The organism is Bradyrhizobium sp. 4 (genome assembly GCF_023100905.1).
In the GTDB taxonomy this organism is placed as follows: domain Bacteria; phylum Pseudomonadota; class Alphaproteobacteria; order Rhizobiales; family Xanthobacteraceae; genus Bradyrhizobium.
Genome location: NZ_CP064686.1, coordinates 4,109,539 through 4,121,757 on the forward strand (window position 1 = coordinate 4,109,539; position 12,219 = coordinate 4,121,757).

The window sequence follows — 12,219 nt, forward strand, 5'->3', positions numbered from 1 at the left end:
GGGCGATTGCCTTTTTGAGTAGGAGTTGCGTCATGCGTCATGCGCCGTCGATTGTGCCGCTGGATCGGCTCGACCGTGAGATTTACCTGGTGCTGGAAGACTTCGGCGCGCGCGCCGGCTGCTCCTGGCGCGAGACCGACGAGCAGGACACCGATGTCGAGACCATCATCCGCGACCTACTCTCCGGGCAGTACGCCTATCCCGTCCGTATTGTCGCCTTCAACGCGATCGAGGGCCGGTCTCGCGATGCCACCAGCGAGATCGCAGATGAGCTTGCCGAGCGTGTCACGAGCAGCGAGATCACGCCGGCCTTGCAGGCCTTCGTCCGGGCAAATGCTTCCCGACCTTTTGCTGTACAACTGGCGCTCCCTCTACGGGGAGCCGCCTGACAGCAAATCTGCGATCACGATGTTGCGTGGGATTGATGCGATGACAGTGCGCTAAACAGGCACAGTTATCGAAGGTTCGCGCTTCCCTTTGGCTTTATTTTTTGGTACCAAAATAAATGAAACCAGCGAAAAAGATTCGTGCCAAAAAACATCGCGGCCGCCCCGCGACTGGTCAGGGCGTCCAGATCGGCACGCGCTGGCCGGAATCGACTGTCGCTCAGATCGACGCATGGGCGTCGGGACAGCAAGATACTCCCGCTCGTTCTGAATCCATCCGTCGGCTGGTCGAGATTGGCTTGGGCAAACCCGCCCCTGCCCTCACGGTTACGTCTGCCGCCAAGGCCTCGTCCGAGCGGGCTCGGGAAATGGCGGGCAGCGCAATCGACAAGCTCAAAGACAACAAAGCGAGCCCGGATGACCAGGCCAGCCGCAAGCGGCGGCTCGTCAAGGGACCCGAGGAATTCCAGAACGTTCGACGCGACCGGCCAAATCGAAAATGAATTGACCGGCGCCCGCTTGGTCAATCTCGCCCGAAGGCAGAAAGCAAATGATCAAACCCAAACGGTCCGCCGCGCAACAAGTGGCGGACGAAGCCGAACGAAGGACCCTCAATCCGATAGGATCGAGACAGACGATAGCCGACAGTCAAGCCACGCCGGAGTTTCAGGAAAACCTGAAACGCCTGAAGTCCGAGCGGCTGGAGCGTGAGGCTCGACTGAATCCGAAGCGCAAGGTCTGATTTGGGCTGATCCAGCTTTCGCCTCGCCTCGCCTGGTGGGGCCGGTCAGGCGAACGAGCCGCGTCGGATGGAGGGTGCAGAAGGTCATGGAATGTTGAATCGTCGGTGGATGATCTTCCTGTTGGTTTCCGTGGTGATTGTTTGCTCGATCTTCGCAGGCGCTCGATACTATCTAAGCAAATGCCATGGCATGGATGCGTGCGCGGCCGCCGAAGCCGAGAGCCACGAGCGCGACAAGCCAACCGAGCCACAATAGTTTTCGGGTGAAAAGCCGGCCTGCAATAGCGGCTCCGGAGCCGCGGCGGGTGCAAGGTCGAAGGTGCTAATCCACCGTTTTACAACCTGGGGAAAACTCCCAGCAGGTCAGCGCGCCTGCATTTTCCGAATCGCCTGTGCGTGCTCGCTGCCTCAGTATGTTCTTCTTGTGGGGGGCGCGTGAGCCAGTTTTTGTCAGTGCTGCTGTTGGCGACCGCCATGACTCTGACCCTGTGCTTCGGGGTGGCGGCGTGGCGCCAATCCGCTGTGAGAGACGTCGATATCACTGCCACCATTCCCCATCAGGAAAACGGCTGGCGAGCGAGGCCGACGAACTAAAGCACCTTCCGTTGCGCTATCCACCGTAGTTCTAACAGTTCGATGAACGGTCTCTTGATCTTGCGCTTGGGCCTGTACCCATAACTGGGTACGCGTGAATGCCAGCGGCCGCTGATCGTAGCAATCAACGACCATGTCGAGCAGATCACCGGTAACGGACAAAGCTGCACGCACCGCACCACCGCTGCCGATGAAGCGCCGGCGAATTTCGCGAACGAAAGTCAGAAGACCGCGACGGCGGACTACACCACGCCGCCGAAGTCGATGCCTTCCTTGGCGAGCGCCTCGGCTTCCTCGGCGGACGCTGTCGGCTTCGTCTCGAGGTAGGGACGCTCAGTCGCCGGCAGAATGGTGCGAATGTTCTGGCCGTCTGTCCGCGTGATGCGAGCAACCCAGCGCTTGGGGCCGTGCTCAACTTGCTCGATATGGTACTGCTTGTACGTAATCATGACTCACGGACGCAACTGACGCTGGCGGAAGGTTCCCTTTATATCCAACGGGACGCCTCCGGACAACGATTTCTTAGAGTGAGGTTAAGATCGCCGGCGTGAACCCGTTCAGCGATCATTCAGCCGCTCAGTCGTAGGCATATTGCGATTGGGAGAAGATCCGATGATCGGTGCAGTCGTCGCAACCTTGCTGGCTCTACAGCTCGGTGAGGTTCATCAGGTTCAATACCGTGTCCCTGTACACCCACCGCCGTGCGGCAACGGCTGGGACGTCGGCGCCCGCGACGGCATGTGCTACCCCAACGGCTACTTGCCGCCGCAAGAACAGGCCGCTCGGCAATACTATGGTGGCGGCAGAGGCTCTGGCCACTATCCCGTTCCTTGCGGACACGGTGCCGATATCGATACTCGCGACGGCCAGTGCTACCCGAACGGAACGGTTCCGCCGCAGTTTCAACAGGGCCGGCAAGGCTATTACGGCGATGATTATTACGAGCGCCGTCCACGGCGCCGTTACTATTGAACGGCCCGTCGGGTAAGCCTGCGGGCCCCTAATAATCGCTTCTTCGGATCCGTGGTGACGGTGCCGGACTGCACTGTCACCTGCATTCTTTCAATTCCAAGTCGGGCAAAAGCCCCGCTCGCGTGAGCCCGCCAAGTGAGCCCGGACATGGTCCCAAATCACTTGGTCCCAGGTGACTTGGTCCTAGATGACTTGCCTGGCCCTAGCTTCAGCTCTCCGGGGCCGAAACTGTAGCAGGCACGCTCAGCGGCGCTCCTCCAACTGAAACGGGACCTACAGATTTCGACTGCCGGGCGAGCCGCTTGCGGATCGCTGCGGACAGTCCGTAGCGCGCATGCGCTCTTCGAACGGAGGACGTGACGTCCGACATCAAGGCATTTTGCAGTGAGTCGATCTTCGCAATCAGCGTGGACAGCTGCGAAGATACCTTCTTCACATCGACGCGTTCGTCCGTGATGCTCTGTCGCAGCGAAAGCAGCACCATGGAATCCGCCTGCAGCACAGCCGCGTTTTGCTGCAGTGCCTGGTTGCTCTCCTGCAGCGAAGCCGTGTGTTGCTGCTGGGTCGACTGAATATCCTTCAAGGCAGCGACAACCGGATCCGGCTTTGCCACTGAAGCCTCTTGCCGCGGTAGCAGATCAGCCAGGCTGCTCAGGTTCAGCGATGGCAGGCCCGACGGCCATGTGTAGATCGCCGCCGCGCCGTTGATGGCCAGGGCACACACCGACAGCGCCATGACCGACGTGCGGCTCGACCGCTTGATCGGTTCTGGAGCATCCAAGCTTGCGGGTTCGTCGGCCGCGATGGCCGCAGCCAGTGCTGCAGGGTCGAGCTGTTCGACAAGGCCTTGCGTTTCGAAAGTCGTGGTCATGGCATTGACCCCAAATGAGCGAGCAACAGGAAGCCGTCGCCGGAACGTCCTCGCGACGGCTCCCTTACGCAGCACCCATCTACAACTGTCTAAAATTGTGGGCTTTTCAGCTTAATTCCACGTTAGCGGCCGCGGCCTGCTGCAGACCCCGCCACCCCGGCCGACTACGGGGGGCGTGCGACAGACATGACACGCAGGCCGGCGCGAGAGCTCCTCCCGATCCCGGGAAGTCGCCGTGGTCCGAAGCTGATTTTCCGAAGTTGGCAAACTACCCCTGTTTTGCCCGACGAGTCAACGGCGTCTCCGCCGGATGCAAGACCGCCGTGTGCCAAAAAGAAAGCGTTGCGCCAGCGGGACTTAGCTACTGTGCATGGGGTTGTTTTCGCGATTTTGGCCACCGCCTGCTCGTGCGCCGGGCCCCCTGTCCCAAAAGCCGCGAGACAACCCGCTCAAAAAGTGTAGGATTCGACAAAACAGGGAGGAACGGCATGTTTGAAATCAGCGGTTTCGACACGGCAGGAATCGTCAGCCTCAAGCGGCTGTCACTCACCGCCGCCCTCAAGAAGGCCAAGGAGCTTATTGCTGACGGGTGCTGGGGCGTTCAGGTGATTGGTCCAGGTGGCCAGGTCTACACCTCGTTCGAGGAGCAAGCCGCGTAGCCGCCCGCCTTCGGCATCAATCTTCGGCATCATTCGGAAAGCACCCGACCGATCGCGCGCCGCGCGCTCTGGCCGTTGCGGTGATCGACGTGAAAACCCCAGCGCCTGGTGGAGCGCTGGGGCGTTTTCAAAATATCAATTGGTGAAGCAATGAGGCCTTCGTAGCAGCGATCCCGACCATCGCTTGTGAACTGCTTCACACGTCCTTCGATCTTTCCACACCTTGCTGAGGCTCAACTGCCGCGCGCCGTGCCGTTGCCAATCAACTCGTTTGGGAGCACGCTCTCTCCAGGCGCGCAGACGCCGCTCAGGGAGAAAGCCATGAAGGACACGGGCCTGGATCATCGCCACCGCGACAAGGATGGCGCGATCAGCAAGAAGCACGGCAACACGCTGGTCGGTACGTTGCGCAAGATCTACGGCAAGGGTTTTGCCGCCGGCTATCCGGATACGACTGAACTCAGCGAGGTCTTGCACCAGCTGAACGAGACATCGCTGAGCCAGTTGCGTCGCGATCACGACACCGGGCATCTCGGCCACAAGATCGACCACGTCCCGAAGTGACGGCCTCCCCTCGTCCCAACTTCAGGTAGTTGAAATCAACTTCGCTGCCGGGTGTCTCGGCGAATTTGCCGTTTGAGCCCTCGCCGCCCGAGCGCTAGAATGAGCCTTTTAATGGAGGCTCATTTGAAACAGCTCATTGTCATCACCGCCATTGCCCTCGCCGTGACGGCTCCCGCCCGCTCGCAGGCCCTCGTCGATCCCAACAAGGTCGCTCCCGAATATCGCGAGGCGGCCGAGAAGCGGCGGGCCGAGCAGATGCGGCAGCGCGAATGCGCGCTGAAGGCGGATCTCGAGAAGGTGCTGCCCAGGGATCGCACCGTCTATCTCAACCATTGCCTGGAGACGATAGCGGCCAAGCAATAGGCGGCTGTTTCAAGCGGCTTGAAGTCCCGGACGCGTTCAAGCTTTCTTCAGACATTTGGGATCACCTGACGATCCATTTCCATCAGTCATTGTCGATCGACCGCGCATGAGTTTCGTCCAGATTCAGTGCACGCGCTGCAAGACCGTGTTCCGCGACCGCGCGGGACGGTTGCAGGACGGCTATTCCAGGCAATGTCCGAGCTGCGAGGTGGTGCTGTTCTTCGCGGAGGATTCACCGAACCCTCAGGTCAAGCAGGCCATGAAGCGCGCGCGCAAGGTTCGCAAGGAGCAGCGCGAAACCGAAATGGCCAGGGTGTCCGCGCCGCAACCGCGCGCCAATTTTTCGCGGGCCCACACCGGACGGATACAGCTCTCGTCGGAGGACGACGGGGACTAGCTCACCCGCGCTTCCGCGGAAACAGGCGGTCGCGGATATAGCGCGAGGTCGGCGTCAGGCGGATGCCGCGCGGCTTCTGCCAGACGGCGCGATCGATCTCGTTCTTGTCGCCAATCGCGAGCCTGCCCTTGGCGCCCTTGGCGATGAATATCGCGTCGCTCATCTTGCGGCCGGAGCGCTTGTTCCTGGCCGTCACTTCCTTCCAGAGGCTGATCCGGCCGAGCTTCAGCTTGGGCAGCTCTTCCTTGATCTCCCGCCGCAGGCAGTCCTTGTCGGACTCGCGCGCGCGCTTGCGGCCGCCCGGGAACATCCACAGGCCGTCCGACCGGCGCCTGACCAACAATACCTTGCCGCGCTTGGCGGCGACCAGCTTGGAAGACTTCGCCATGTCCGCCGTAATCGAGAACAGAATCGAGCCCATGGTAACTTGTCTAGTCGGATAGACAAGTTCCGTGGACCTTGATCACGCGAGGCTAAGGTCGCCAGGTCTGATCGAAGCCGGCAGGCAGGCCGATCCGCCGTGCGAGGGGGCCGGATCAGCCCTCGCCCGTCGCTGTCCCCGCCCTCGACCCCGCCTCTGCCCGGTCCTCCGTCCTGATCCAGGCCATCATCATCTCCCAGGCCACCGACAGGATGATCGGGCCGATGAACAGGCCGACGATGCCGTGGGCAAGCGTGCCGCCGATCACGCCGACGAAGATGACGATGGTCGGCGTGGTCAGGCCGCGCCCCATCACCAGCGGCTTCAACATGGTGTCGAGGAAGCCGACGACGACGAGAAACACGGTGAGCAGCAGCGCGGTGGTGACGTCCTTGGCGGTCCAGATCCAGATGATCACCGGCAGCAGCACCAGGAAGGCACCGATCTGCACGATCGAGAGCAGCAGCACGATAAAGGCGAGCAGGCCTGCGCTCGGCACCGCGGCAAGCTTGAAGCCGATGCCGGCGAGCAATGCCTGCACGATCGCGACGCCGATCACGCCTTGCGCCACGGCACGGATGGTTGCGCCTGCGAGCCCCAGGAAATGCTCGCTCTGTTCGGGCACGATGCGAAACAGGAAGCCGCGTCCGGCCGCAACCAGCCTTGGCCCGTGCGGAAACAGGAAGCCGGCCACGAACACCGAGACCAGGAACTGCAGCGTGCCGACGCCGGCGTCACCCGCGAGCCCAAGCAACGGTCCCGCCAGCGGCTGGAGATACGGCGCCACCTCGCGCAGCACCGCGCGGATGTTGTTGTAGGCCTGCTCCCACAAATCGAATAGCCAGGGGCCAACGAGCGGCCACGATTTGAGCTGCTCCGGCGCCGACTGAAGCGCGAGGTCGCCCGTGCCGAGCTGGTGCGCCAGCTCGCGCACGCCGTCCACTGCGCTGATGCCGAGCCAGGTCGCAGGACCGATGACGATGCCGAGCGTGATCAGGGTCAGGATCGCCGCTGCGGTCTTGGGCCGGCCGCCCAGGATCTTCGCGACCCAGCTGAAGGCCGGGTAGAACGCGACCGCGAGCACGCCGCTCCAGGCAAGGATCGGCACGAAGGGGCGGATGATCAGGAAGGTCCAGATGATCAGCAGGCCGAGCAGGCCGACGCGGATCACGAGCTGGATGATGTCCTCGCCCGTCAGGAGCTGACGCAGACTTTTCACGGGCACGGCTTTCCTTGCGGCATTGACGCGGGTTCCGCCACTTGCGCGGCCCAGCGTTATTGCCAGCCGCGCACCCGGCGTCAAGGCGACGGGGCCGGCCCGAGCCGGTGATTAGGAACGCATCGGGCCATTCGGCATTCCGAGACGATGGCACGCCGCCCCAGAGAGCCCGTCGCACACGCAGGCATTCACCGCGGCGTGCACTTTTCGCTGAAGCCAAACGTGGCACCGGGCTATTGGCGCTACGCCTATGCCGTCGGCGACAGGGCCCGCTGCGGGCGCGTGCAAGGCAGGCTGCCGTTGCTCGCCATCAGGCGCGTACAGATGCGCATCGACCGGGACATGCGGAGCAACCGGACCGGCGATTGATCTTGCGACAGCGCCGCGCGCGGCGAGCGCGCCGGCAAGGCCGGCAACCGGATGCCGGCTTGGCTAACGACGATTAACCGGATTTCAGCCGACCGGTTTACGCCGTTGCAAAGGCGGGCACCTAGGTTTCCGTCGAGGTCCCCCAAACCACTTTCGGTGCAATGGCCAATAGCATCTGGACGATCGAAGAATTCACCTGCCCGGGTTGCAGCATGAACTACACCGCGACAAGGGAGGAGCACGCCGAAGCGCATTCCGGCAGCTTCAAGTGCAGCATCTGCAGCGGCGTGGTGCACACCTGGTCCGGCAAGCACCATTTCTTCGGCTGGGAGGCGGTGAAGGCCAAGCCACCCGTGTTCGGAAGACGCTGGGCCGGAGCGGGCTGGTAGACTGCTACTCCCGTCAACGCTGCCTGCCCGAACTGCGGCTTCTGCTACTCTGCGGCACCGGTTAACATCCGCGCCCCGCAACTGAAGCCGACACGCAATGACCTCACCCTTCGTTCCCCAGATCGCCCTTTACCGCGCCTGGCTCGCCGAACAGCGCGGCCTTACCTTCGCCAGCTACGAGGACATGCGGCAATGGTCGGTGCGCGATCTCGATGGGTTCTGGCGCAGCATCTGGGACTATTACGATCTGCAATCGCCAACGCCGTTTGCGGCCGTGATCACCGAGCGCAAGATGCCCGGCGCGATCTGGTTTCCCGGCGCCCAGGTCAACTATGCCCGGCAGGTGTTCCGCCATGTGGAGGCGGCTGACGCCGCCGGCCTGCCAGCGATCGTCAGTTCCGGCGAGGACGGCAGGCTTTGCGAGACGAGCTGGCCGGAGCTGCGGCGCAAGGCGGCTGCCCTCGCGCTGCATCTGAAAGAAAAAGACATCAGGCCCGGCGACCGGGTCGCCGCCTATCTGCCCAACATCCCCGAGACCATCATCGCATTCCTGGCGAGCGCCAGTATCGGCGCGATCTGGAGCGTGTGCGCGCCCGACATGGCCGCACCCGCCGTGATCGACCGCTTCAAGCAGATCGAACCGAAAGTGCTGATCGCCTGCGACGCAGTCACCTATGCCGGACGCCGGCACGATCGCAAAGACGTCCTCGCCGAGCTGCGGCGATCGCTGCCGACGGTCGAGCACGTCATTCTGCACAGCGACGCCGCCGCGCGCCCAGCGGCGGACGCCCTGCTCTCCGACATTGTCGCAGCAACGGGCGCCGCGATCGACGCGTTCGAGCCAGCGTGGCTGCCGTTCGATCATCCGCTCTGGATCGTCTATTCCAGCGGCACCACCGGTCTGCCGAAGCCGATCGTGCACGGCCATGGCGGCATCGTCATCGTGGTGCTGGCGCTGCTGGGATTGCACAACGATCTCGGCTGCTCCTACCACGAGAATTCGTTCGGCGAGCGCTATCACTGGTACTCTTCGACGGGCTGGATCATGTGGAACAGCCAGATCGGCGGCCTGCTCGGCGGCACCACCTGCTGCATCTTCGACGGCAGCCCCGGCGGCGCCAGGGACAAGCCGGACTGGACCACGTTGTGGCGCTTCGTCGCGCAATCCAAAGCGACCTTCTTCGGTGCGGGCGCCGCGTTCTTCGCCAACTGCGCCAAGGCCGAGATCGACCTCACCGCCGCCGGTGATCTCTCACAGCTTCGATGTCTCGGCTCGACCGGCTCTCCGCTGAGCGCCGACACGCAAGCCTGGTTCAACGACCGCTTCGCGGCGCTCGCGAAGATCAACGGCAGCAAGGCGCAGGCCGATATCTGGTGGGCCAACATCTCCGGCGGCACCGATTTCGCCGGCGCCTTCATTGGCGGAAATCGCGAACTGCCGCAGACGCCGGGCGCGATGCAGTGCCGTCTGCTGGGTGCCGCCGTGGAAGCCTTCGACGAACAGGGCCGCGCCGTCATCGGCGAGGTCGGCGAGCTCGTCTGCACCGAGCCGATGCCGTCGATGCCGCTCTATTTCTGGAACGACAAGGGCGATGCGCGCTATCGCGCGAGCTATTTCGAGACCTATCCGGACAATTTCGACGGCAGCGGCCGCGGGCCGGTGTGGCGGCATGGCGACTGGCTCAAGGTCGACCCGGACGGCTCCTGCATCATCTATGGCCGCAGCGATGCCACCATCAACCGGCATGGTCTGCGCATGGGCACGAGCGAACTCTACTCCGCGATCGAGGCGTTGCCGGAGGTGCTGGATTCCCTCGTCGTCGATCTCGAATATCTGGGCCGTGACAGCTACATGCCGCTGTTCGTGGTGCTGCGCGAAGGCGTCGCCTTCGACGGCGCAATGCAGGCGAGGATCAACAAGGCGATCGAGGCCGGCCTCTCCCGCCGCTTCCTGCCCAACGAGATTTTTGCGGTCGCCGAGATCCCGCGCACGCTCTCGGGCAAGAAGCAGGAGCTGCCGATCAAGAAGCTGCTGCTCGGCCAGCCCGTCGAGAAGGTCATCAACCGGGAGGCGATGGCCAATCCCGCCTGCCTCGACTGGTACCTTGCCTTTGCACGCGACTATCTGGCGCGGACCGAGACTTGAGGGGAGATCGCCCCAATTGCGCCGATGCCGTTTGGACTCCGTTCACCGATCGCCGCTAGAGCAGGATGGATCTTCCGAAAACGAACGCGCGCCATGGCCGACCTCAACGCCGTCCTCACCAGGCTCAACGACCGTCTGCTACGCCTCGAGGGCGAGTTGTTCGTGCTGCGCTCGCTGGCCCGCGCGACGCTGACGGCGGGCGATGACCACGCGGCGCGAATGCGCAAGCTGGTCGAGGCCGCAAAGGTCGCGCTCGACGATGAGGCCACCCGCCCCCTCGACAAGCCGACGCGCAAATATGTCGATGCGGCGACCGCGCTGGTGGAGGAATTGCTGGTCGAGCCGACCCAGGCACGGCCGTTGTTCACCGTCATCGACGGCGGCCGGCGCGACTGAGCGTCAAATTGACTGACCGTTGTCCGTCGCAGCGATATCGCCTGACTTGAGCCGGCTGAGGCCGGCTTCGATGATCGCGATCTCCTCGTCGATCTGACCGATCGGCAGGCTGAAGTCGTAGCCGGACCCGCTCTTCAGATCGACCGCAAGCCGCTGTCTGTGCATCATCAGCTCGTCAAGGCCGCGCCGGTTCTTCAGCCGGACATAGACGTCGACGATCTGCTCAATCGCGCTCGGCATGAAATCGGTCCCGGCGAAAAGCCCGCACGGCGCACCCACGCCGGCGGGACGATCTCGGTGTCGCGGTACGCAATACAAATCCGCGACGGATTCGTCGATACGCCAAGCTGGTTGAGATCATGTTACCGTCAGATGATTTCGTGATGGCCGCGCATGAAAAAGCCGCTGGCGATCATGCCAGCGGCCAAATCCGGGTTCGAAAACGGATACGGGTTGAAATGTCGCCAGCCCCGGTTGGTCCACGTTCTACCGGCAAATCCTGGATCTCTGTGTTAAAAACGAAACACAGGAACAGGCCTATCTCTAATCGCCGCCCGACCGTGGCGGCGTGGCGCGGCTAGTCTGTGACGCAGAAATATTTGCGCGGCAGCCTGCGGTAGGCGCTGTAGCGGTAATGCGGCCGGTACGCGTAGCCGCGATAGAGTGCCGGCGGCTCCTGGCCGTAATAGGCGCCGTGATAGAAATTGATGACCGGCCCTTCCGCGCAGCGATAGGTGTCCCAGGTCGGACCGATGAAGGGCGCCACACCAACCTCAGGCGGAACCACCGGATAGGGCTGTCCGCCGGCGCGCGCCGGAGGGGTTGCGACCAGGGCCGCGAGAAGGACAAACCACGCGCTTCGCATGCGTTCGCTCCGAGCCGATGCCATCCGCGTATGGAAGCACCGGACCGGCCGACGCCGCAATCGCGGAATTCATCGCGCAGCCTCGCTCGGTGCATTGTTGATAACCGGCGCAAACGCAGTGCGGGTGGTGACAGGACGTCCGGACGTGTTATCGGGAGATGACGCAGTTGCGAGACGGATCGGACACCCATGCGCATTACCCTCGTCGGCTCCCGCCATTTCGGCGTGACCACCCTGAACATGCTCCGGGAGCACGGTGTCTCGATCGTGCGGGTTGTGGTGGCCGACGCCGAGGATCGTCTCGCCGCGACGGCCAAGGCGGCGGGCATCGAGGTCGTGGTCCAGGCCAATCCCAAGCTGGTGGTGGCCTCCGAGATCGCCCCCGACACCGATCTGATCGTCACCGCGCACAGCCACGCCCGGATCGGCAAGGACGCGCTCGAGGCCGCGAAGCTGGGTGGGATCGGCTATCATCCCTCGCTGCTGCCGCGTCACCGCGGCAAGGCGGCCGTGGAATGGACCATCAAGGAAGGCGACCCGATCGCCGGCGGCACGATCTACCACCTCGCCGACCGCATGGACGCCGGCGCCATCGCGGCCCAGGAGTGGTGCTTCGTCAAAAAGGGCGAGACGGCGCGGGAGCTGTGGGAGCGCGCGCTCGCCCCGCTCGGGCTCAAATTGCTGGCCGACGTGATCGATTATGCCAAGGTCCACAAGGCGCTGCCGTCGAAGACTCAGGACGAGCAGTTCGCTACCTCGGCGCCAAGCCTTTCCTAAGGCCCTCTCCTGAGTCGCTGTCCCGACGTTTACCCTTAACGTGAAGGGGCGTTGATTCTGCTTCGAAAATTGCAGCCGGAAACCCAAAT

The 12,219-nt window shown here is 63.2% G+C and carries 20 protein-coding genes; 13 read left to right on the forward strand and 7 right to left on the reverse strand.

Annotated features, from left to right (window positions below):
* Positions 1-32 precede the first annotated feature (32 nt).
* The 3 genes from IVB45_RS19205 to IVB45_RS19215 all read left to right on the forward strand — a co-directional run bounded on the left by IVB45_RS19205 (position 33) and on the right by IVB45_RS19215 (position 1,128).
* Entirely contained in the window at positions 33-389 is a 357-nt protein-coding gene (locus IVB45_RS19205) for a hypothetical protein (RefSeq protein WP_027567022.1), read from the forward strand.
* 116 nt (positions 390-505) lie between these two features.
* Positions 506-889 carry a hypothetical protein gene (locus IVB45_RS19210; protein WP_035961253.1) on the forward strand — a complete coding sequence of 128 codons (384 nt, stop codon included), beginning with the start codon at positions 506-508 and terminating at the stop codon, positions 887-889.
* 47 nt (positions 890-936) lie between these two features.
* A complete protein-coding gene (locus IVB45_RS19215) occupies positions 937-1,128 on the forward strand; it encodes a hypothetical protein (RefSeq protein ID WP_027567023.1) in 192 nt (63 codons plus the stop codon).
* Between the two features lie 836 nt (positions 1,129-1,964).
* Here IVB45_RS19215 and IVB45_RS19220 read toward each other — a convergent pair.
* On the reverse strand, positions 1,965-2,171 hold the full coding sequence (locus tag IVB45_RS19220) for a hypothetical protein (protein WP_027567024.1): 207 nt from the start codon (positions 2,169-2,171) through the stop codon (positions 1,965-1,967).
* A gap of 163 nt (positions 2,172-2,334) precedes the next feature.
* Between IVB45_RS19220 and IVB45_RS19225 the strand changes: the two genes are divergently transcribed.
* The gene (locus IVB45_RS19225; protein WP_155809614.1) at positions 2,335-2,694 is read left to right on the forward strand and encodes a hypothetical protein; all 360 of its coding nucleotides are present in this window, start codon (positions 2,335-2,337) and stop codon (positions 2,692-2,694) included.
* 208 nt (positions 2,695-2,902) lie between these two features.
* On the opposite strand, the gene IVB45_RS19230 is transcribed toward IVB45_RS19225, so the two are convergent.
* Complete coding sequence (locus tag IVB45_RS19230) at positions 2,903-3,565, reverse strand: hypothetical protein (protein WP_247359395.1); 663 nt, start codon at positions 3,563-3,565, stop codon at positions 2,903-2,905.
* Positions 3,566-4,053: 488 nt separating this feature from the next.
* Here IVB45_RS19230 and IVB45_RS19235 point away from each other — a divergent pair, with 488 nt between their 5' ends.
* The gene (locus IVB45_RS19235; protein ID WP_007590796.1) at positions 4,054-4,224 is read left to right on the forward strand and encodes a hypothetical protein; all 171 of its coding nucleotides are present in this window, start codon (positions 4,054-4,056) and stop codon (positions 4,222-4,224) included.
* 29 nt (positions 4,225-4,253) lie between these two features.
* Here IVB45_RS19235 and IVB45_RS19240 read toward each other — a convergent pair whose 3' ends face one another.
* Positions 4,254-4,424: a hypothetical protein gene (locus tag IVB45_RS19240; RefSeq protein WP_247359396.1), complete on the reverse strand. Its 171-nt coding sequence runs from the start codon at positions 4,422-4,424 to the stop codon at positions 4,254-4,256.
* 121 nt (positions 4,425-4,545) lie between these two features.
* On the opposite strand from IVB45_RS19240, the gene IVB45_RS19245 reads away from it, so the two are divergent.
* The 3 genes from IVB45_RS19245 to IVB45_RS19255 all read left to right on the forward strand — a co-directional run bounded on the left by IVB45_RS19245 (position 4,546) and on the right by IVB45_RS19255 (position 5,548).
* Entirely contained in the window at positions 4,546-4,788 is a 243-nt protein-coding gene (locus IVB45_RS19245; protein ID WP_007590794.1) for a hypothetical protein, read from the forward strand.
* Positions 4,789-4,911: 123 nt separating this feature from the next.
* Complete coding sequence (locus IVB45_RS19250; RefSeq protein WP_247289871.1) at positions 4,912-5,151, forward strand: hypothetical protein; 240 nt, start codon at positions 4,912-4,914, stop codon at positions 5,149-5,151.
* Positions 5,152-5,257: 106 nt separating this feature from the next.
* Entirely contained in the window at positions 5,258-5,548 is a 291-nt protein-coding gene (locus IVB45_RS19255) for a hypothetical protein (RefSeq protein WP_027567028.1), read from the forward strand.
* Between the two features lies 1 nt (position 5,549).
* On the opposite strand, the gene IVB45_RS19260 is transcribed toward IVB45_RS19255, so the two are convergent.
* Entirely contained in the window at positions 5,550-5,969 is a 420-nt protein-coding gene (locus IVB45_RS19260; RefSeq protein ID WP_035961255.1) for an NUDIX hydrolase, read from the reverse strand.
* 115 nt (positions 5,970-6,084) lie between these two features.
* Positions 6,085-7,194, reverse strand: a complete 1,110-nt coding sequence (locus IVB45_RS19265; protein WP_027567029.1) for an AI-2E family transporter — start codon at positions 7,192-7,194, stop codon at positions 6,085-6,087.
* Between the two features lie 216 nt (positions 7,195-7,410).
* Between IVB45_RS19265 and IVB45_RS19270 the strand changes: the two genes are divergently transcribed.
* From IVB45_RS19270 to IVB45_RS19285, 4 genes are all read left to right on the forward strand, one after another.
* Positions 7,411-7,557, forward strand: a complete 147-nt coding sequence (locus tag IVB45_RS19270; protein ID WP_247807522.1) for a hypothetical protein — start codon at positions 7,411-7,413, stop codon at positions 7,555-7,557.
* A gap of 161 nt (positions 7,558-7,718) precedes the next feature.
* Positions 7,719-7,946: a hypothetical protein gene (locus IVB45_RS19275; RefSeq protein ID WP_027567031.1), complete on the forward strand. Its 228-nt coding sequence runs from the start codon at positions 7,719-7,721 to the stop codon at positions 7,944-7,946.
* Positions 7,947-8,043: 97 nt separating this feature from the next.
* Positions 8,044-10,092: an acetoacetate--CoA ligase gene (locus IVB45_RS19280; RefSeq protein ID WP_247359397.1), complete on the forward strand. Its 2,049-nt coding sequence runs from the start codon at positions 8,044-8,046 to the stop codon at positions 10,090-10,092.
* Between the two features lie 93 nt (positions 10,093-10,185).
* Entirely contained in the window at positions 10,186-10,488 is a 303-nt protein-coding gene (locus IVB45_RS19285) for a hypothetical protein (RefSeq protein ID WP_027518070.1), read from the forward strand.
* A gap of 3 nt (positions 10,489-10,491) precedes the next feature.
* Here the strand turns inward: IVB45_RS19285 and IVB45_RS19290 are convergent, their stop codons facing one another.
* A complete protein-coding gene (locus IVB45_RS19290; protein WP_247359398.1) occupies positions 10,492-10,728 on the reverse strand; it encodes a hypothetical protein in 237 nt (78 codons plus the stop codon).
* 337 nt (positions 10,729-11,065) lie between these two features.
* Positions 11,066-11,353 (reverse strand): hypothetical protein, encoded by a 288-nt coding sequence (locus IVB45_RS19295; RefSeq protein WP_247359399.1) that lies wholly within the window; start codon positions 11,351-11,353, stop codon positions 11,066-11,068.
* Between the two features lie 189 nt (positions 11,354-11,542).
* Here IVB45_RS19295 and IVB45_RS19300 point away from each other — a divergent pair, with 189 nt between their 5' ends.
* Positions 11,543-12,130, forward strand: a complete 588-nt coding sequence (locus IVB45_RS19300) for a formyltransferase family protein (RefSeq protein WP_027567035.1) — start codon at positions 11,543-11,545, stop codon at positions 12,128-12,130.
* The last annotated feature ends 89 nt before the right edge of the window (positions 12,131-12,219 follow it).

Excerpts from the sequence above, each read along its gene's own strand:
- IVB45_RS19205 (WP_027567022.1), top strand. The coding sequence starts at position 33 with ATGCGTCATGCGCCGTCGATTGTGCCGCTGGATCGGCTCGACCGTGAG.
- IVB45_RS19210 (WP_035961253.1), top strand. The coding sequence starts at position 506 with ATGAAACCAGCGAAAAAGATTCGTGCCAAAAAACATCGCGGCCGCCCC.
- IVB45_RS19215 (WP_027567023.1), top strand. The coding sequence starts at position 937 with ATGATCAAACCCAAACGGTCCGCCGCGCAACAAGTGGCGGACGAAGCC.
- IVB45_RS19220 (WP_027567024.1), bottom strand. The coding sequence starts at position 2,171 with ATGATTACGTACAAGCAGTACCATATCGAGCAAGTTGAGCACGGCCCC.
- IVB45_RS19225 (WP_155809614.1), top strand. The coding sequence starts at position 2,335 with ATGATCGGTGCAGTCGTCGCAACCTTGCTGGCTCTACAGCTCGGTGAG.
- IVB45_RS19230 (WP_247359395.1), bottom strand. The coding sequence starts at position 3,565 with ATGACCACGACTTTCGAAACGCAAGGCCTTGTCGAACAGCTCGACCCT.
- IVB45_RS19235 (WP_007590796.1), top strand. The coding sequence starts at position 4,054 with ATGTTTGAAATCAGCGGTTTCGACACGGCAGGAATCGTCAGCCTCAAG.
- IVB45_RS19245 (WP_007590794.1), top strand. The coding sequence starts at position 4,546 with ATGAAGGACACGGGCCTGGATCATCGCCACCGCGACAAGGATGGCGCG.
- IVB45_RS19255 (WP_027567028.1), top strand. The coding sequence starts at position 5,258 with ATGAGTTTCGTCCAGATTCAGTGCACGCGCTGCAAGACCGTGTTCCGC.
- IVB45_RS19260 (WP_035961255.1), bottom strand. The coding sequence starts at position 5,969 with ATGGGCTCGATTCTGTTCTCGATTACGGCGGACATGGCGAAGTCTTCC.
- IVB45_RS19275 (WP_027567031.1), top strand. The coding sequence starts at position 7,719 with ATGGCCAATAGCATCTGGACGATCGAAGAATTCACCTGCCCGGGTTGC.
- IVB45_RS19280 (WP_247359397.1), top strand. The coding sequence starts at position 8,044 with ATGACCTCACCCTTCGTTCCCCAGATCGCCCTTTACCGCGCCTGGCTC.
- IVB45_RS19285 (WP_027518070.1), top strand. The coding sequence starts at position 10,186 with ATGGCCGACCTCAACGCCGTCCTCACCAGGCTCAACGACCGTCTGCTA.
- IVB45_RS19290 (WP_247359398.1), bottom strand. The coding sequence starts at position 10,728 with ATGCCGAGCGCGATTGAGCAGATCGTCGACGTCTATGTCCGGCTGAAG.
- IVB45_RS19295 (WP_247359399.1), bottom strand. The coding sequence starts at position 11,353 with ATGCGAAGCGCGTGGTTTGTCCTTCTCGCGGCCCTGGTCGCAACCCCT.
- IVB45_RS19300 (WP_027567035.1), top strand. The coding sequence starts at position 11,543 with ATGCGCATTACCCTCGTCGGCTCCCGCCATTTCGGCGTGACCACCCTG.